This is a genomic window from Sedimentibacter hydroxybenzoicus DSM 7310, from assembly GCF_013403245.1.
GTDB classification, from domain to species: domain Bacteria; phylum Bacillota; class Clostridia; order Tissierellales; family Sedimentibacteraceae; genus Sedimentibacter; species Sedimentibacter hydroxybenzoicus.
In genome coordinates, this window is record NZ_JACBNQ010000021.1 from 50838 (window position 1) to 70545 (window position 19708).

The 19708-nt window shown below is 31.3% G+C and carries 20 protein-coding genes; 11 read left to right on the top strand and 9 right to left on the bottom strand.

Annotated elements, in window-relative coordinates; genetic code table 11:
• Nucleotides 1-87: 87 nt before the first annotated feature.
• The 9 genes from HZF24_RS14915 to dnaA form a co-directional block, all read right to left on the bottom strand.
• The gene (locus HZF24_RS14915; RefSeq protein WP_179239142.1) at nucleotides 88-849 is read right to left on the bottom strand and encodes a SigB/SigF/SigG family RNA polymerase sigma factor; all 762 of its coding nucleotides are present in this window, start codon (nucleotides 847-849) and stop codon (nucleotides 88-90) included.
• A 20-nt stretch (nucleotides 850-869) separates the two neighbouring features.
• On the bottom strand, nucleotides 870-1232 hold the full coding sequence (locus HZF24_RS14920) for an ATP-binding protein (protein WP_179239143.1): 363 nt from the start codon (nucleotides 1230-1232) through the stop codon (nucleotides 870-872).
• A 4-nt stretch (nucleotides 1233-1236) separates the two neighbouring features.
• Nucleotides 1237-1551, bottom strand: coding sequence for an STAS domain-containing protein (locus tag HZF24_RS14925; RefSeq protein ID WP_179239144.1), 315 nt, complete (start codon nucleotides 1549-1551; stop codon nucleotides 1237-1239).
• A gap of 13 nt (nucleotides 1552-1564) precedes the next feature.
• Nucleotides 1565-4024, bottom strand: a complete 2460-nt coding sequence (gene gyrA, locus HZF24_RS14930) for a DNA gyrase subunit A (RefSeq protein WP_179239145.1) — start codon at nucleotides 4022-4024, stop codon at nucleotides 1565-1567.
• A 12-nt stretch (nucleotides 4025-4036) separates the two neighbouring features.
• Nucleotides 4037-5947, bottom strand: a complete 1911-nt coding sequence (gyrB, locus tag HZF24_RS14935; RefSeq protein WP_179239146.1) for a DNA topoisomerase (ATP-hydrolyzing) subunit B — start codon at nucleotides 5945-5947, stop codon at nucleotides 4037-4039.
• Nucleotides 5948-5958: 11 nt separating this feature from the next.
• Nucleotides 5959-7080, bottom strand: a complete 1122-nt coding sequence (gene recF, locus HZF24_RS14940; RefSeq protein WP_179239147.1) for a DNA replication/repair protein RecF — start codon at nucleotides 7078-7080, stop codon at nucleotides 5959-5961.
• Nucleotides 7077-7295 carry an RNA-binding S4 domain-containing protein gene (locus tag HZF24_RS14945; RefSeq protein ID WP_179239148.1) on the bottom strand — a complete coding sequence of 73 codons (219 nt, stop codon included), beginning with the start codon at nucleotides 7293-7295 and terminating at the stop codon, nucleotides 7077-7079. Before HZF24_RS14945 ends, recF begins: the two co-directional genes overlap by 4 nt.
• Before the next feature lie 61 nt (nucleotides 7296-7356).
• Entirely contained in the window at nucleotides 7357-8478 is a 1122-nt protein-coding gene (gene dnaN, locus HZF24_RS14950; RefSeq protein WP_179239149.1) for a DNA polymerase III subunit beta, read from the bottom strand.
• 256 nt (nucleotides 8479-8734) lie between these two features.
• Nucleotides 8735-10066: a chromosomal replication initiator protein DnaA gene (gene dnaA, locus HZF24_RS14955; RefSeq protein ID WP_179239150.1), complete on the bottom strand. Its 1332-nt coding sequence runs from the start codon at nucleotides 10064-10066 to the stop codon at nucleotides 8735-8737.
• A gap of 499 nt (nucleotides 10067-10565) precedes the next feature.
• Here dnaA and rpmH point away from each other — a divergent pair, with 499 nt between their 5' ends.
• From rpmH to HZF24_RS15010, 11 genes are all read left to right on the top strand, one after another.
• Nucleotides 10566-10700: a 50S ribosomal protein L34 gene (rpmH, locus tag HZF24_RS14960; RefSeq protein WP_179239151.1), complete on the top strand. Its 135-nt coding sequence runs from the start codon at nucleotides 10566-10568 to the stop codon at nucleotides 10698-10700.
• A gap of 68 nt (nucleotides 10701-10768) precedes the next feature.
• Nucleotides 10769-11110, top strand: coding sequence for a ribonuclease P protein component (rnpA, locus tag HZF24_RS14965; RefSeq protein ID WP_179239152.1), 342 nt, complete (start codon nucleotides 10769-10771; stop codon nucleotides 11108-11110).
• Complete coding sequence (yidD, locus tag HZF24_RS14970) at nucleotides 11103-11312, top strand: membrane protein insertion efficiency factor YidD (RefSeq protein WP_179239165.1); 210 nt, start codon at nucleotides 11103-11105, stop codon at nucleotides 11310-11312. The genes rnpA and yidD overlap by 8 nt, the downstream gene beginning before the upstream one ends.
• A 9-nt stretch (nucleotides 11313-11321) precedes the next feature.
• Nucleotides 11322-12095 (top strand): YidC/Oxa1 family membrane protein insertase, encoded by a 774-nt coding sequence (locus HZF24_RS14975; protein WP_179239153.1) that lies wholly within the window; start codon nucleotides 11322-11324, stop codon nucleotides 12093-12095.
• The gene (gene jag / locus HZF24_RS14980; RefSeq protein WP_179239154.1) at nucleotides 12096-12722 is read left to right on the top strand and encodes an RNA-binding cell elongation regulator Jag/EloR; all 627 of its coding nucleotides are present in this window, start codon (nucleotides 12096-12098) and stop codon (nucleotides 12720-12722) included. It begins immediately after the preceding gene.
• 154 nt (nucleotides 12723-12876) lie between these two features.
• A complete protein-coding gene (mnmE, locus tag HZF24_RS14985) occupies nucleotides 12877-14247 on the top strand; it encodes a tRNA uridine-5-carboxymethylaminomethyl(34) synthesis GTPase MnmE (protein WP_179239155.1) in 1371 nt (456 codons plus the stop codon).
• A gap of 89 nt (nucleotides 14248-14336) precedes the next feature.
• Entirely contained in the window at nucleotides 14337-16238 is a 1902-nt protein-coding gene (gene mnmG / locus HZF24_RS14990; RefSeq protein ID WP_179239156.1) for a tRNA uridine-5-carboxymethylaminomethyl(34) synthesis enzyme MnmG, read from the top strand.
• A 93-nt stretch (nucleotides 16239-16331) separates the two neighbouring features.
• Nucleotides 16332-17045, top strand: a complete 714-nt coding sequence (rsmG, locus tag HZF24_RS14995; protein ID WP_179239157.1) for a 16S rRNA (guanine(527)-N(7))-methyltransferase RsmG — start codon at nucleotides 16332-16334, stop codon at nucleotides 17043-17045.
• Between the two features lie 13 nt (nucleotides 17046-17058).
• Nucleotides 17059-17847: a nucleoid occlusion protein gene (gene noc, locus HZF24_RS15000; RefSeq protein ID WP_179239158.1), complete on the top strand. Its 789-nt coding sequence runs from the start codon at nucleotides 17059-17061 to the stop codon at nucleotides 17845-17847.
• Nucleotides 17848-17858: 11 nt separating this feature from the next.
• Nucleotides 17859-18620 carry a ParA family protein gene (locus tag HZF24_RS15005; protein ID WP_179239159.1) on the top strand — a complete coding sequence of 254 codons (762 nt, stop codon included), beginning with the start codon at nucleotides 17859-17861 and terminating at the stop codon, nucleotides 18618-18620.
• Between the two features lie 10 nt (nucleotides 18621-18630).
• A complete protein-coding gene (locus HZF24_RS15010) occupies nucleotides 18631-19479 on the top strand; it encodes a ParB/RepB/Spo0J family partition protein (protein ID WP_179239160.1) in 849 nt (282 codons plus the stop codon).
• Nucleotides 19480-19708: the final 229 nt, after the last annotated feature.

Sequence of the window (19708 nt, forward strand, 5' to 3'; positions counted from 1 at the left end):
AACAATTGCATAACGATAGCACAACAATTACTGAACAATAGGACAGTAATTAATATTTGCTATAATTTCCTTATATTTTTTCTATTGTTACCTATTAAATTCCATTCTTAATTTTTCCAAAGATTTCTTTTCTATTCTTGATACAGTCATTTGAGATATATTTAATTCTTTTGCTATTTCACTTTGAGTTTTATTTAAATAAAATCTTTTAACTATAATTTCTTTTTCTAATTCGTTTAATTTTTCCATGGACTTTTTAATAAAATCTTCATTTTCAATAATAGCGAAATGTTTATCGTCTTGTCCCATAACATCCATTAATGTTAAATCACTTTCATCGGCGGAGTTATCAAATTTTTCGTCCAAGGACTGTGAATTAAACATTTTACCTGCCTCAAAAGCCTCCAGAACTTCTTCTTCCGTACTGTCTATGTACTCGGCAATTTCCTTGATAGTCGGCGCTCTGTTTAATTCAATACTTAATATATTGCTGTAATCATTAACCTTTTTAGATATCTCCTGAATTTTTCTTGGCACCTTAATAGACCATCCCTTATCTCTGAAATATTTTTTTATTTCTCCTAAGATGGTTGGTGTTGCAAAACTGGTAAATTCAAACCCTTTTGTTATATCAAATCTTTCAATTGCGTAAATTAATCCCATGCAGGCAATTTGAAATATATCATCATGCTCAATACCCTTATTGTTATATTTACGGGAAATTATTTCTGCCATGTACTTATATTTTTCAAATATTTGATTTCTTACTTCAATATCTCTCGTTTCATGATATAACAAAAATAAATCCTGATTTTTAATAATTTTTGTATTTTGGATTGCTTCGCCCATATTATCAACGCCTATTCAAATTATTTAATACATTTTTCAAAAGTAATTTTCTTATTTTTTAAATCAAAATTATAATTATCAGACAAGCTTTCAATAATCATAATACTCATATCACTTAGGCTATCATCATTGATAATGCCTTCATTTAAATCAGTTACTTCAACTTTTATGTTATTTTCGCTGATTTCATAGCTTATATTTAACTGCTCTTCAATTTGTACAACATTATTTATAAAAAATGTACAAATTTCAGAAATTATTACTTTAATGTCTTCGATGTCATCTACATTGAAACCCTTTAAATTAGCCACAGCTGACGTGGTTAATCTGATTGTACTCATATATTCAGATTTTTTTGGTATTTTTAAAAAAATATTATCCATCATATCACTCCTGAATATTGAATATTTTATTTAATCCGGTAATATCAAATAATTTGTAGATATTTGGTTTTAAATTAGTAATTTTAATATTCAGATTATTTTCTTTGAGCTTTTTATAAATTCCCATTAAAATACCAAGCCCGGTTGAATCAATATAATCTAAGTTATTACCGTTGATTAAAATATCTAATTTTTTTTCTTCAATCAATTCATAAATTTTGTTTTTCAGTGCAGGAGAAGTATATATATCTACTTCTCCTATTGGTTGTATTTCTAACTTGTTATCTGAAGTTACATCGTACTTAATTTCTAAAGACATAATTACCTCCACTTTATTCTTCTTCGGTTTCTAAATCTTCTTCTGAATAAATTTTCGCAATTGAAGCAACTTTATCGTCATTATTCAATCTCATTGCAATAACTCCCTGAGTATCCCTGCCCATTATTGAAATACCTTTTGCATGCATTCTGATTATTGTGCCGTTGACACTTAAAAGCATTATGTCATCTTCTTTTTCAACTATTAACGATCCCACAATTCGTCCCGTCTTTTCATTAATGTTGTGCGCCTTCATGCCTTTTCCGCCTCTGTTCTGGCATCTGTATTCCGATGAAACAGTTATCTTTGCATAACCTTTTTCTGTTACAGTCAATATATATTTATTATTTTCTTCACTTTGATTAATAATGCTCATTGAAACAAGTTCATCATCAGCTGATGTAGTTATCGCTTTGACACCCATTGTGTTTCTGCCCATATCTCTGACATCACTTTCATTGAATCTTATTCCCTTACCATATTTAGTAACTATAAATATATCCTTGGTACCGTCAGTTTTATTTACGCTGATAAGCTCATCATCATCAGCTATTTTAATTGCAACAAGGCCTGTTTTTCTTGAAGTGTCAAATTCATTTAGCTTAGTTTTCTTAATGATACCTTTCTTAGTCGCAAATATCAAGAATTCATCGTCATTAAAATCTCTGATAGGAATTATTGCTCTGATTTGTTCATTAGTATCGATACCTATTAAATTAATAGCAGCCGTACCCTTTGCCTGACGTCTTGCTTCAGGAACTTCATAAGCTTTAATTCTGTACATTTTACCCTTATTCGTCATAAATAACAAATAATCATGAGTCGAAGTTATAAATAAATCCTTTACAAAATCCTCTTCTCTTGTAGTAAGAGCTGTTATACCCTTTCCACCTCTGTTTTGAGCTTTATAAGTATCTTCAGGCAATCTTTTGATATATCCGAAGCTTGTAAGAGTAATTGCTACATTTTCTTCTTCTATTAAATCCTCTACTCCTATTTCACCTTCGTCTGCTATTATTTCAGTTCTTCTTTCGTCATAGAAATTATCTTTAATTTCTTTTAATTCATCCTTAACTATTTGGTCAACCAAATGTTGATTAGCAAGTATTTCCTTAAATTTATTTATCATTCTTATTAATTCTTCATATTCGGCATCTAATTTTTCTCTTTCCAGACCTTGCAAGCGTCTTAATCTCATATCTACGATTGCTCTGGCCTGAATTTCAGATAAATTAAATCTTTCCATTAATTTTTGTTCCGCATCGTTATATGAAGCTCTGATTATTCTGATAACTTCATCAATATTGTCTATGGCAATCCTCAAGCCTTCAACTATATGAGCTCTTGCTTCAGCCTTATTTAAATCATACTGAGTTCTTCTTACTACAATTTCTCTTTGATGCTCTACGTAATAATGAATCATATCCTTTAAGTTTAAAACTTTTGGCTCATTATTAACTAATGCAATCATAATAATACTGAAATTATCCTGCAACTGAGTATGTTTATACAAATTGTTAAGTACAATATTAGGATTGAAATCTCTCTTAATTTCAATAACAATCCTCATACCTGTTCTGTCACTTTCATCTCTTAAATCGGAAATTCCATCTATTCTTTTATCTTTAACCAACTCGGCAATTTTTTCAATTAACCTTGCTTTATTTACTATGTAAGGAATTTCAGAAACAATTATCCTGCTTCTGTTGTTTTTCATTTCTTCTATTTCAACTTTTGATTTAACCTTTACAAAGCCTCTGCCTGTAAGGTAAGCATTTTTAATATTATCTTTTCCTTCAATTATAGCGCCTGTCGGAAAATCAGGTCCTTTAATATATTTCATTAATCCAAGAACATCAATTTCCGGATCATCTATATATGCCATTATACCGTTTATAACCTCTCCTATGTTATGAGGAGGAATGGAACTTGCCATACCAACGGCTATACCTTGTGAACCGTTAACAAGTAAATTAGGAAAACGACTTGGAAGTACAACCGGTTCCTTTAATGTTTCATCAAAGTTTGGCCTGAAATCTACAGTATCCTTATTGAAATCTCTTAAAAGTTCCATTGCCATTTTAGACATACGAGCTTCCGTATAACGCATCGCTGCAGCTTGATCACCATCTACTGAACCAAAATTTCCGTGACCGTCAATCAATGGATATCTCATTGAAAAGCTTTGAGCTAATCTGACCATTGCATCATATACGGCAGTGTCTCCGTGAGGATGGTACTTACCAAGAACATCTCCGACGATACGTGCACTTTTCTTATGTGGTTTATCCGGAGTTAATCCAAGCTCATTTGCCGAATAAAGAATTCTTCTGTGAACGGGCTTTAAACCATCTCTTACATCCGGCAGTGCTCTTGATACTATAACCGTCATAGCATAATCTAAATAAGATTTTCTCATTTCATCGGTTATGTTAGTATCTATAATTTGACTTTTGTTTTCAATTTCGCTCATTTATAACCTCATCTATATATCTAAATTCTTAACGTATCTTGCATTTTCTTCAATAAATTCTCTACGTGGAGCTACCTTATCACCCATAAGTATATTGAATGTTTCATCTGCTGACATTGCATCATCTTCATTAATTCTTAACAGAATTCTGCTTTCAGGATTCATCGTTGTTTCCCAAAGCTGTTCTGGGTCCATTTCACCGAGACCTTTATATCTTTGAATTTCAACCTTGTTATCTCTTCCTATTTCCTCCAAAACCCTGTTTAATTCTGCATCACTATATACATATTGTTCAAACTTACCTTTTTTTACTCTATACAAAGGCGGTTGAGCAGCATACACATGACCACCCGTAATTAAATCCTTCATATATCTGTAAAAGAATGTTAAAAGTAATGTCCTGATATGAGCTCCGTCAACATCTGCATCCGTCATTATTATGATTTTATAATATCTTAATTTAGATATATCAAAATCCTCTCCTATGCCTGTGCCGAATGCGGTAATCATATTTTTTATTTCTTCAGAATTTAATATTTTATCGATTCTTGATTTTTCAACGTTTAATATTTTTCCCCTGAGTGGAAGAATAGCCTGGAATCTTCTGTCTCTTCCTTCTTTGGCAGAACCTCCTGCAGAGTTACCTTCAACTATGCAAATTTCGCAAAGCTTCGGATCTTTTTCAGAGCAGTCAGCTAATTTTCCGGGAAGCGCCATGCTGTCCAAAGCACCTTTTCTTCTTGCCAGATCTCTTGCTTTTCTTGCAGCTTCTCTTGCTCTTGCAGATCTTAAGGATTTTTCTACAATTAATTTTGCTGTTTTTGGATTTTCTTCACAATAATTACTTAATGCTTCACCTGTGATATTGTCAACAATACCTCTTACTTCACTGTTACCTAATTTAGTCTTCGTCTGTCCTTCAAATTGAGGATTTGGTATTTTTATGGATAAAATTGCAGTAATACCTTCTCTTATATCTTCGCCCGTTATTTGAACATCATTTTCCTTCAGTAGATTACATTTTTTTGCATAATCATTAATAGCACGAGTAAGAGCAGTTTTAAATCCTACTAAATGACTTCCTCCTTCTATGGTGTTAATATTATTTACGAATGAAAAAATATTTTCATTATAAGAATCTGTATATTGGAATGATAATTCTACTATTACTTTTTCTTTTTTACCTTCAACATATACGATATCGTTATGAAGAGCATCTCTCTTGCTGTTTAAATATTCGACAAACTGTTTGATTCCTCCTTCATAATGAAACTCATCCTTCACATTGTTTCTTTTATCTTCCAAGGTTATTTTTATACCCTTATTTAAAAAGGCAAGCTCTCTCATACGATGCTTTAATATTGTATAATTAAAATCAATGGCATCAAATATACTTGAATCAGGTAAGAATGTTATAGTTGTACCACTCTTTTTTGTTTCTCCTATATATTCAACCTCTGATTTTGCAACTCCTCTTTCAAATGACTGCTTATATATCTTACCGTTCCAATTAACCTTTGCTGTTAAAAAATCTGACAAAGCATTAACACATGAAACACCTACTCCGTGAAGTCCTCCTGACACTTTATATGCGTCATTATTAAATTTTCCCCCTGCATGCAGAACGGTCAGAACTGTTTCCAATGTAGATTTGCCGGTTTTAATATTTTTTTCTATAGGAATTCCTCTGCCGTTGTCTACAACCTCTACAGAATTATCTTCATTAATCGTAACGTTGATTGTGTCACAGTAGCCTGCCAATGCCTCATCTATACTGTTGTCTACAACCTCATAAACTAATTGGTGCAATCCTCTTTCTCCTGTAGAACCGATATACATACCGGGTCTTTTTCTTACGGGCTCCAAACCCTCCAAAACCTGTATCTGCTCAGCACCATAATGATTGTTTTTATTATCCGCCATTTATTTCTCCTCTAATTTGTAATGTTGCCTATTTTTCCTTCGTTTATATAAAATTTTTTCTTATTGTAATCCTTTGTCAATATATTTAAATCATTGTCATCTGTAGTAGTAATAACAGTTTGAATTCCCTGTATATATTTTATTAAATAGCCTTTTCTTTTATTATCTAACTCAGACAATACATCATCCAGCAGCAATATGGGATATTCACCTGTTTCTTCCCTTATAATTTCAATTTCGGCAAGCTTTATTGCCAATACCGCAGATCTCTGCTGACCTTGTGATCCAAAATATTTACTTTCTTTACTATTTATTTTTATTATTATATCATCCTTATGTGGTCCGTATAGTGTCGTCTTGTATTGAATTTCACTGTTTAAATTAGAATTTATTTTTTCAGTGAAATATTTTTTCGTTTCATTTTTATCAATGTTATTTTGATTGACTGCATTGCAATTATAATTTATATCAAATTTCTCTTTTTTACCTGAAATATCCTCATAAATAGTTACTGCATATTTTTTTAATTTATTTATGTAATCATTTCTGTAAAGTATTATTTCAGTACCTATATTAATCAGATAATCATTCCAAATATTAATAATATCTTTATTATCCGGCTTTGTACAGTAATTTTTTAAAATCATATTTCTTTCCGCACAAATTTTTTTGTAATTACTAAGCAAATATTTATATTTTGGTTTTATCTGAGACAAAGATATATTTACGAATTTACGTCTTTCAACAGGACTCCCTTTAATAATTTTCATATCATCAGGAGTAAAAATAACATTGTTCAAAATTCCTATCATTTCAGATGTCTTATCTAGCTTAACACCATTTATTAAAACTGTCTTTCTCTTATTTTTTTCAAGCACTAATTCAATTTTAGTATCATAATTGTTTTTGTTTAACAATACTTCTATAAGGCTCTTATTTTCACAAAAATTTATAAGCTCATTTTCACTGTTTAATCTGAAGGTTCTGCCTATTGAAGAAAGATAAACAGATTCCATTAAATTTGTTTTTCCCTGACCATTGTCTCCGACAAATATATTCAGAGAATCATTCAATTCAATATTTGCTTCTTTAAAGTTTCTGTAATTTTTTATTTTTATATTTTTGACTATCATTTTTCCTCTGTTGAAATGATATATTCTTCGTTGTTATATTTAACAATATCCCCGTCTCTGAGTTTTTTTCCTCTTTGTAAAACAACTTCACCGTTTACCTTTACCATTCCGTCAAGTATTACATTTTTTGCCATGCCTCCGCCTTCGACAGCATTGGCATATTTTAATAATTGGTCAAGCTTGATAAATTCTGTGTTGATTTTTATTTTTTCCATATTATCTCGAATACCTCTCTAATAAGCGACTGACACCAAATCATAGATTTGGGTCATCTGCTTAACTGATTCTCACCGGCAGAACCATATAAATAAAGTCGTTTTCTTCCTGTCCTTCTTTTTCTTCATTGATTTCCTTCATGAAGCAAGGATTATTTTTGCCGATTAAATTTAAGCTCACTCTTTCACTTTCAATTACCTTTAAAAAATCTAATAAATATTTAGAATTAAATCCTATTTTAATGTCTTCACCATTTTTATCTATTGGTACATTTTCTTCTACATTACCAAATTCTGAAGCAGAATTAATTTGCATATTATTTTCCTTAATATCAAGTATTACCAAATTATTCTTATCATCCTTTGCTAAAAGTGAAGCTCTTTCAATACTATCTCTTATGTCGGATGTTTCCACACTTGCCACCGTAACGTAATTATCCTTTATTATTCCCTCATAATCGATAAACTTACCTTCTAAAAGATTAGAAATAATAATTGTATTATCTAATTTAAAGGAAACATGACTTTCCGATACTATTACTTCTAAATTATCTGTATCTTCTTCAATAATTCTTAAAATTTCTACCAACGTCTTTGAAGGCACAATAACAGAAACTTCACCATCATAATCGATTTTATCTTTTTTTACCGCCATTCTATATCCGTCAAGAGCTACAAATGTACAAATATTATTTTTAATTTCAATGAGACAACCTGTAAATATAGGTTTAATATTATCTTGAGCTGTTGCAAAATAAGTATATTTTATTAATTTTCTAAGCTTGTCAGGTTTTATCATAAATGAATTTCCTTGATTGTTAAAAGTATCATTTGGATATTCTTCGGACGAATTTCCTAAAATGTTTATTTCGGAATTCAAACATTTAATTTCCATATTGTTATTTTCTGTAGTTTCAATATAAACATAGGAGTTTGAAGGAAGCTTTCTGACAAAATCACCTATTAGTTTTGCATGAACTACAATTGAACCTTCTTCCTCAACTTCACAGGGAGAATATGTTTTAATTCCTAATTCTAAGTCTGTTGCCGTAAGTATAAGCATATTATCCTTTGCCTCTATGAGTATCCCTGATAAGATAGGCAGCGGAGTTCTTGAAGAAACTGCTTTTTGTACGATATTGATGCTTTTATTAAGATCATTTTGGTTTACTTTTATTTTCATTAGTGACTCCTTTTTTATTGTGCAAATAATTAAGATTCTCGAAAAATGTGCACAACTCTTAATTGTGATATTATATAGAAAGATATAAAATAATTAAACAGTAATATTAGTAGTATGTGTTAATTTGTTGAAAACAGTTATTTCATTTGAACTACCAACGAATAAAAAATTATTAACTGTTGATAGAATAACTTTTTATTTACTCCATAAAAATAATAAATATTTTTTGTCAACAATTATAAACAATTTATACACATTAATTGTTTAGCATTGAAATTAAATCATCTACACTTTTCTTTACTTCCTGACTATTTTCTATATCTTCTTCCACCTTGTTATAAGCGTGAAGGACCGTTGAATGGTCTCTTCCTCCAAATTCTTCACCTAATTTAGGAAGTGATAAATCAGTCAACTTTCTGCCTATATACATTGCAATTTGCCTTGGATATGCAATGTTTTTGGTTTTTCTTTTTGAAATTAAATCTTCTATTGATATATTATAATAATTTGCGATAACTTCCTTAATATCATTTATAGTTATTTTTTTGTTATTAGAAATTAAATGTTTTAATGCCTCCTGAGCCAGCTCTAAATTAACTTCTTTTTTATTAGTAAGTGAAGCATAAGCATAAATTCTAATGAGGGCTCCTTCAAGTTTTCTTATATTTGATTGAATATTTTGAGCTATATATGATATTACATCGTCAGGAACGTTATAATTTTCAGCTTCTGCCTTTTTTCTTAAAATTGCTATTCTTGTTTCATAATCCGGCGGCTGAATATCAGCAATCAGACCCCATTCGAAACGTGAACGGAGACGATCCTCCAGAGTAGGTATTTCACTTGGCGGATTATCACTTGATACTATAATTTGCTTGTTTGCTTCATGAAGTGCATTAAATGTATGGAAAAATTCTTCCTGAGTACTTTCCTTACCTGCAATAAACTGGATATCGTCAACTAAAAGGACATCTGCTTTTCTGTAAGTATTTCTGAATTCCTCATTAGTCCCGTCTTTAATGGAATTAATAAGGTCATTTGTAAATTTTTCTGAAGTAACATATAAAACATATGCATCCGGATTACTGTCAAGTATATAGTGACCGATTGCATGCATTAAGTGTGTTTTTCCAAGCCCAACGCCTCCATATAAAAATAAGGGGTTGTAAGCAGTGGCAGGCGCTTCTGCAACTGCTAACGATGCTGCATGAGCAAAACGGTTGGAATTTCCTATAATAAAGTTATCAAATCTGTATTTAGGATTTAACTTCCTTCCTGTATTAATAACATCAGTTTCATCATTATTTACAGAGATATTTTTTTTGTCTTCCTTATTTATATTTTCACCGGGTATGGTAAATATTAATTCTGTATCCTTTTTTAAAACGTATGTAAAGGCATTTTTAAGAAAGTTATAGTGTCTCTTTTTTAAGGTATTTTTTAAAAAATCGTCAGCTGTTTCTAAATAAATGGTATTGTTTTTATATGCGACAATTTTAAGGGGCTTAAACCAAGTATTAAAGCTTACTTGATTGGTGTCCTCTTTTACAATCTCAAGGACTTCGTTCCATAAATCTTCAAAATTCATATTATCCTCCGGTTGTTGGTAAAAAAAATTAACATTGTGTTCATAATATCTGTTAAAATAGTTAAAAATATATGATATAAACAATTGTTGATAAAAGATTTAAACAATTGCTAACATTGATTGAATGGGATTTTTGCATAAGCAAGAACTAGTTGTCCATAAATTTATCAAATGAAAAAGTTATCCACAGACATATAACATAATATCATTTTTTATCCACAATATCAATTTTATTTTTTTATTTTAAAAAATATTTGCAATATTTATGAAAATATAGTATATTACAATAGCTAAAACTAATTCGCATGAAAAATTTCCCTTGAAGCGAATCAGTAATACTGTTTTCCTATGTAGCAGACAAATACTTGTCTGCATTTGAGGTTAAAACAGTATAAAATATTTTTCTATGTTGACATCAATATTTAAAAATATTATAATTTATAAACGTGAAAATTTAAGATATTTATATAGATATCTGTTATATGAGGAGGTGTTTCTGATGAAAAGAACTTATCAACCAAAAAGAAGACAGAGAAGCAGAGAACATGGATTTTTAAAAAGAATGAGCACAAAGTCCGGAAGAAATGTTTTAAAGAGAAGAAGAGCAAAAGGTAGAAAAAAATTGTCAGCATAAGGCCGCATTAGTGGCCTTTTATTCCAATTATATATAAATTGGAATAAAAGTAATAAGTAGGAAACGATATGATAATAATAAAAAAGAATATTGAATATAAGGCAGTATATAATTGTAATAATTCTATATCTGATTACAATCTTGTTTTATTTATAAAGAAAAATAATTACGGATTCAACAGATTTGGTTTTACTGCGGCAAAAAAAATAAAAAAAGCAGTTCAGAGAAATATTATAAGACGTAGATTAAAGGAAATAGTAAGATTAAATGAGTATAATATTAAAGAAGGTTATGATATCGTTTTAATGGCAAGAGTAAATGCTACAGATTCAGATTATAAAGGTTTGGAAAAATCTTTTAATAAATTAATTAAAAGAAAAAACTTATTAAAGGGTGATAAAAATAAGTAAAATTTTGATTTTTATTATTCGTATATATCAAAAATTTTCTTCAAATTCATCAGTCAGACACTGTAGATTCTATCCTACATGTTCACAATATTTTATTGAAAGCTTACAAAAATACGGTTTTTTTAAAGGTTCATTTTTAGGTATCAAAAGAATATTCAGATGTCATCCTTTTAATCCCGGTGGATATGACCCTTTAAAATAGGAGGAAATAATGAATTTAGATTTTATAGCAAAACCAATGGGAATGCTTGTTGAATTATTATATAATATGGTTTCCGGATTAGACAGCAGTTATCTGTCTGCTTATGCAATTGCAATTATATTATCAACAATCATTTTTAAATTATTAATGATGCCGTTTACTCTTAAGCAGTCTAAATCAATGAAAAAAATGCAGGAATTAAATCCGAAAATCAAAGAACTGCAAGAGAAATATGGAAAAGATCCGCAAACTTTACAAAGAAAACAGATGGAATTATACAAAGAAGCAAATTATAGCCCGTTTTCAGGGTGTTTACCGATGCTTATACAATTTCCTATTCTTATTTCTTTCTTTTATGTTATAAGATCACCCGAAATATATGTATTTGATAATCAGCAGGCCTATGATGTAATTAATAAAACATTTTTATGGATCAGGGATTTAAGCTTTGCTGAAAATTATGTGTATGAAAGCGGAATAATAAATGGTATTTCAATGGGAATGGCGATACCTTTTATAGGAGCTGCATTGCCTATATTAGCTGCAGTATCAGCATTTACAACTTATTTAACTACAAAGATGACATCGCAGCCTGCTATGAATGAACAGCAGGAAGCTACTCAAAGATCTATGAATATGATGATGCCTGTCATGATATTTATATTTGGTTTACAGTTCCCTGCAGGATTAGCTTTGTACTGGGTTGTTTCAAATATATTCCAATTAGTACAGCAGTATATCGTTATGAATTCGTCCAAAAATCCTAAGGAGGAATTAAAATAGATGAAAAATGTAACTATTGAAAGAGCTACCGTAGAAGAAGCTGTTATTGCAGCATTAAATGAGCTAGAAGCCGAAAAAGATGAAGTGGTAGTTGAAGTAATAAATGAACCGTCTAAAGGTTTATTTGGCTTGATTGGAAGTAAAAATGCTAAGATAAAAGTAACGGTTACAAATGGTCCGGAAGAAAGAACAAAAAAATTTATAGACGTATTGCTTAAAAAAATGGACATAGAAGCTGTTTATAAAGTAAGCTTATCCGACAATGTATTAAGGGCGGATATTACTAAAATCAGCGAGGATGATAAAGGAATTATCATTGGAAAACGAGGGAAAAATTTAGACGAAATTCAATTCCTTTTAAATTTAATAGTTAATAAAGGAAGACAGAATTATGTCAGAGTAATTTTCAATGTTGAAGATTACAGATCTAAAAGAGAAGAAACTTTGAAAAAACTGGCATTTAAAATGGCGGATAAATGCAGATATTATAAGCATAAAGTTCGACTTGAACCAATGAATCCGTACGAAAGAAGAATAATACACTCTTCTTTACAGGATGAGAAAGATATTATAACTTATTCTGAAGGTGATGAGCCATACAGAAAGGTAGTAATCGACCTAAAGTAGGTATGTCGTTTAAAATGTCCGCCTGCGACCTTGTCGAATATATTGATTTTGAAACCCGGATATCCGGGTTTTATTTTTGACTATACATTTACTGTAATTTAGGGTAGAATATATAATAATATATACTCAATGTTTAGAAAGATACGGTGATTTGATGAATACTGATACAATAGCTGCAATAGCTACATTTCTGGGAAATGCAGGTATTAATATAATAAGAATAAGCGGAAATAATGCACTGGATATAGCTAAAAAAATCTTTGTAAAGAACGGTAAAAATGACTTAGATTTAAAGCCAAGATATCTGCATTACGGACATATTGTGGATGATAACAACAAGGTTATAGATGAAGTGTTGATATCATATATGAAAGCTCCAAATACGTATACTAAAGAAAATATTATTGAAATTAACTGTCATGGCGGATTAATTTCAGCTAAAAAAATATTGGAAACGGTGCTGCTTCATGACTGCAGAGCAGCTGAAAGAGGAGAGTTCACAAAGAGAGCATTTTTAAACGGTAGAATAGACCTTGCACAGGCAGAGGCTGTTATAGATATTATTAATTCTAAAACGGATTCAAGTCATGAAATTTCGGTTAATCATCTTGAAGGAAGATTATCGAGAGAAATTAATGAAATAATAGAAGAAATACTGGATCTGCTTGCCAATATAGAGGTTAATATAGATTTCCCCGAATATGACGAGGATGAGGTAACAATAAATAAGGTTAAGGAACTAAGTGAAAGCTTAGTTAATGAGCTTGACAGATTAATAAAAACAGCGGACACGGGAAAAATATTTAAAGAAGGTATAAAAACAGTTATACTTGGAAAACCAAATGTGGGAAAATCATCTCTCATGAATTTTCTTTTAAATGAAAACCGTGCAATTGTAACGGAGATACCGGGCACTACAAGGGATACAATCGAAGAATATGTAAACATTAAAGGTGTTCCTTTAAGGATAATTGATACGGCAGGCATCAGAGATACAGATGATAAGGTAGAAAAAATAGGTGTTGAAAAAGCACTTAGTAAGGTTGATGAAGCAGATTTAGTAATAATGGTTTTTGATTCTTCAACAGATCTCGAAGAGGACGATGAATATATAATTAATTATGTTAAAAACAAAAAAGTTGTTTATATAAGTAATAAAACAGATTTACCAAGAAAACTAAATTTAAAAAAATATGAAAATATCGAAAAAGAGTTAATCAATATTTCTATATTAAAAAATCAAGGATTAGAAGAAATAATAAACAAGGTAAACCAAATGTTTTTTGAAGGGTCAATAAATATAAGCGATGAATTGATTATAAACAATGTGAGACATAAAAATTTATTGATAAAAGCTAAAAACAGTTTAAAAGAAGTTTTAAATTCAATTAATAATCAAATGACGATTGATTTTATAGACATAGATTTAAAGCAGGCAATGGAAAGCCTTGGATTAATAGTTGGTAAAACAGTTAGTGATGATTTAATGGACAAAATTTTTAATGAATTTTGTATAGGGAAATAAAGAGGAAAGGGGACACACCTCCAAAGAAGAGAAAACCGTTGAGGTCAAGCTTTGTAGGAATGTCCCCAAATTGAAAGAAGAGGAAAAAAATGAATGATAAAGTAAGAGAATTTCTTGCTGACAGCGTTGATGTTGCTGTTATTGGGGCAGGCCATGCAGGCTGTGAAGCATCCCTTGCTGCTGCACGTCTTGGTATGAAAACAATAGTTCTTACGATGAGCTTAGATTCAATAGCGATGATGCCGTGCAACCCTAACATCGGAGGTACAGCAAAGGGACACCTGGTCAGGGAAATTGATGCGCTTGGCGGAGAAATGGCTTTAAATATAGATAAAACTATGATACAATGTAAGATGTTAAACCGCTCTAAAGGACCTGCAGTACATTCTTTAAGAGCTCAAGCGGATAAAAATAAATATCATGCCGAAATGAAAAAGGTATTAGAAAACCAAAAAGGACTTCAGGTTATTCAATCGGAGGTAACAGATTTAAAAATAAATGAAGACGGAAGCTTTAATGTAATTACAAAGCTTGGAGCATACTACAGGGCTAAAGCAGTAATAATAACTACCGGAACATATCTGCAAGGCAGAATTTATATAGGAGAGCTTAATTATTCTTCAGGTCCCAACGGATTGGAGCCATCAACCGAACTTTCTGAATCCCTGATGGATTTAGGAATTGAAATGAGAAAATTTAAAACGGGTACCCCTGCAAGAATCCATTCAGATTCAATCGATTACGAAAAAATGGATGTTCAAACAGGAGATGAAGAGATAATACCATTTTCATTTATGACGGATGAAATAAATATAGAGCAGGTACCTTGCTATATAACTTATACGACAGAAAAAACACATGAAATAATCAGAGAAAATTTAGACAGATCGCCTCTATATGAAGGAGTGATAAAAAGTATAGGTCCGAGATACTGCCCATCCATAGAGGATAAGGTTGTTAAGTTTTCCGACAAAGACAGACACCAGCTTTTTGTCGAGCCGGAAGGCTTGGACACAAAGGAAATGTATATCCAGGGAATGTCGTCATCACTTCCGTACGAAGTCCAGATACCTATGTACAGGTCGATGATTGGTATGGAAAATGCACAGATTATGCGGTCTGCATACGCTATAGAGTATGATTCCATAGATCCTACTCAGCTAAAGAGCAGCCTGGAGCTTATAAGTATTAAAAACTTATTTTTCGCCGGTCAGGTTAACGGAAGCTCAGGTTATGAAGAAGCAGCGGCACAAGGCTTAATAGCGGGAATAAATGTCGTTTTGAGCCTGACGGGTAAAGAACCGTTGGTATTAGATCGATCGGAAGCGTATATAGGTGTCCTCATAGATGATTTGATAACTAAAGGAACTAATGAACCATACAGAATGATGACCTCAAGAGCCGAATACAGGTTATTATTAAGACAGGATAATGCCGATGAAAGATTGACACAAAAAGGTTACGATGCTGGTTTGGTTACAGAAGAAAGATATAAGAAATTTATAGATAAAAAAGAAGCAATAGAAAATGAAATAGATAGGCTAAAAGGAATTAAAATAACTCCTAAAGCAGAAACAAATGATTTGTTGGAAAAAGCGGGAAGCGTACCCTTAAGTAAAGCATTATCCTTATACGAGCTTTTAAAAAGGGTTGAGCTAAGATATGAAAATACCTATGAGTTAGATACGGACAGACCTAAGCTTAAAAAAGAGATAAAGGATTACGTTGAAACAGTCATAAAATATGAAGGTTATATTGCAAAACAGATAAATCAGGTGGAACAATTCAAAAAGCTTGAAAACAAAAAGATACCGACAGATATTGACTATGACGAAATTGGAAGCTTAAGGTTAGAGGCAAGGCAAAAATTAAATAAAATTAGACCCGATTCAATAGGTCAAGCATCAAGAATATCCGGAGTTTCCCCATCTGATATAAATGTATTGTTAATTTATCTTATGACATTCAGAGGTATGGGGACACACCGATAGAGGAAAGGGGACACACCTCTTTTTGATACAGATAGTCTTTGAGGGATAGGAGGAATGTCCTCAATAATTAAATATTAATATTAGGAGTATACCTTGATTAAGACATTGAATGAAGGCTTTAAACAGCTTAAAATTCCCTATAACGATGAAATAGAAAGAAAGTTTATTAAATACCGAGACTTGTTGAAGGAATGGAATCAGAAAATTAATATTACTTCCATAGAAGATGACGAAGATATTTATGTTAAGCATTTCTTAGACAGTGTCTTACTGATGAACGAAGGGAATCACAATGAAGAAAAGAGTATTATAGATGTTGGTACCGGAGGAGGATTTCCTGGGTTGCCCTTAAAAATAGTTAACAATAATTATAGGGTAATTCTTTTAGACAGCTTAAGGAAAAGAATAGATTTTTTAACCATAGTTTCAAATGAGCTTTTACTCGACGGTGTTGAATTTATTCATGGCAGAGCAGAAGATTTCGGACAAAATAAAAATTACAGAGAAAAGTTTGACATCTGTGTTTCAAGGGCGGTAGCTCCGTTAAATGTGCTGAGCGAGTATTGCTTACCTTTTGTAAAAAAAGGAGGTTACTTTGCGGCATATAAGAGCGAAAATATTTCCTTGGAAATTGAAAATTCTAAAAATGCTGTTAAAAAGCTTGGAGGGATCGTTAAAGAAATTAAAGAAATTAATTTGCCGGGAACGGATGTCATCAGAAAAATAGTTATAATAGAAAAAATAAAAGAAACAGACAAAAAATACCCGAGAAAAGCGGGAAAACCAAGTAAAGAGCCATTGGTATAAGGGGGAGAATTCTTTGATAAGCAATATAATTAATATTGATGTAAGTAAAATTATACCTAATAAAAATCAACCGAGGAAAGTATTTGATGACAAAAGCTTGGAGGAATTAAGCCAGTCGATTAAAAGCTACGGCATAATTCAACCGATAACCGTAAGAAAAATATATGATGATATTTATGAATTGGTAGCAGGAGAAAGGCGGTTAAAAGCTGTTAAATTGTTAAGGATGGAAACTATTCCTGCAGTTGTTATAGAGGTTAAGGAAGAAGAATCCGCAGCAATGGCCTTAATCGAAAATCTCCAGAGAGAGGATTTGGATTTTATCGAGGAAGCGATGGCTTTTGAAAGGCTGATTGAAGATTTCGGATTAAATCAAACGCAATTAGCGGAAAAGTTAGGTAAGTCCCAATCGACAATAGCGAATAAAATGAGAATTTTAAAGCTGCCGGAATCAGTTAAGAATGAACTTAGGGAAGCCAAATTAACTGAACGTCACGCAAGAGCACTTCTGAAAATAGAGGATGAAGAAATACTTTTAAGTGTCCTCGAAAAAATAATAAAGAAAGATTTAAATGTAAGTGAAACAGAAAAGCTTGTAAATTCAATTGCAGAAGATTTGAATATTAAGAAAATGAAGGACAAGCGCTATGTAAGAAACTTTATTAATTATAAAATATATATAAATACTATAAAAAATGCCTACAATGAAATATTAAAAACCGGTATTGAAGCAAAGTTTGAGCAGCAAGAATCTGACGAGTTTATTGAAATTAAAGTAAGGATACCTAAAAAAAGCATATAGAAGGTGATAAAGTGACTAAGGTAATAAGCATTTTCAATCAAAAAGGCGGAGTTGGCAAAACAACTACTAATGTAAACTTATGTGCTGCATTAGCTTTAAAAGGTAAAAAGGTTTTAAGCATTGATATTGATCCTCAGGGAAATTCAAGCAGTGGATTCGGTCTGGATAAAAACAATTTAGAATTAACCATATATGACATTTTGATAGAAGATACGGACATAAATAAAGTTATACATAAGACAGATATAGAAAATTTAGATTTAATTCCCGCAAATATTCAGTTAGCAGGCGCAGAAATAGAATTGACAAATACTAAGTACAGAGAAAAAACCTTAAGAGAATCCATAAATTTATTGGATGATACCTATGACTTTATAATAATTGACTGCCCGCCGTCACTTGGCTTATTATCGTTGAATGCACTGACAGCATCCGATACAGTATTGATTCCGATACAGTGTGAATACTATTCTCTGGAAGGAGTCGGACAACTTATTGATACTGTTAAATTAGTCAGAAAAAACTTGAATCCCAAATTGGAAATAGAAGGTGTTCTCTTAAATATGTTTGACGGAAGAACAAATCTCTCCATACAGGTTGTAGAAGAGGTTAAAAAATATTTTAAGGATAAAGTATACAGAACAGTTATTCCAAGAAGTGTAAGATTAGCTGAAGCTCCAAGTTTTGGTCAACCGATCATGCTGTATGATGATAAATCAAAAGGTAGTGAAGCTTACGTAAAATTGGCAGAAGAATTAATAAAAAACAATTAAGGAGGTTACCATGGCACTTAAAAGAAAGGCCTTAGGAAAAGGATTATCGGCATTGATACCTGAGGATTTAGAAAAAGAAGACAATCAGAGAATTGAAGATATAGATATTAATTTAATAAGTCCGAATCCGAATCAGCCACGTAAAGTATTTGAACAGGATAAGCTTGAGGAGTTGGCTGAATCCATTAAAAAATACGGAGTAATTCAACCTATAATTGTTAGAAAAGATAAAGATATATACATTATTATAGCAGGGGAAAGACGTTGGAGAGCATGTAAAAGTGCGAACTTAAAAAGCATACCTTGCATAGTGAGGGATATGGAAAACAGAAATGCTTCTGAAATAGCCCTTATAGAAAATATTCAGAGAGAGGACTTAAATCCCATCGATGAAGCAAATGCTTATGATTATATTATGGAGCGTTACGGGATAACACAGGAAGAAGTATCAAATATAGTAGGTAAATCAAGAGTATACGTAACTAATATAATGAGATTAGCAAACCTTGATGATTATGTAAAAAATAAAATTGTGACCAACGAAATTTCTGCAGGACACGGAAGAGCAATTTTAAGCTTTCATTCGGAAAGACAAATAGAAATAACTGATAAAATTATAAAAGAGGGCTTAAGTGTAAGAGATGTAGAAAAGTTAGTCAGAGATTCCAAGAAGCCAAGAAGAAAACAAATACCCGAAAAAGATAAATATTTAGTATATATTGAAGAATTATTAACAGATAGGTTTTCTTCAAGAGTGAATATTAAACGAAATAAGAACAGGGGTAAAATAGAAATAGAATATATAAATAATGAAGATTTGAACAGAATATTAGATTTGTTAAAAATTGAAGAGTCATAATTTTGTGTTAAGCTAATCCCATAAACCGGATTGGCTTTTTTTATTGCACATACAGTATAAGCGACTGACACCAAATTAAAATTTGGATCATCTGCTTTCGCATACAGCATAAGCGACTGACACCAAATTAAAGATTTGGGTCATCTGCTTACCACGACAAACGCATGAGTTAAGAAAAAGTAACAAATAAAGAAAAAGCTTTTTTTGGTTGGCAAAAACAGGTATAATC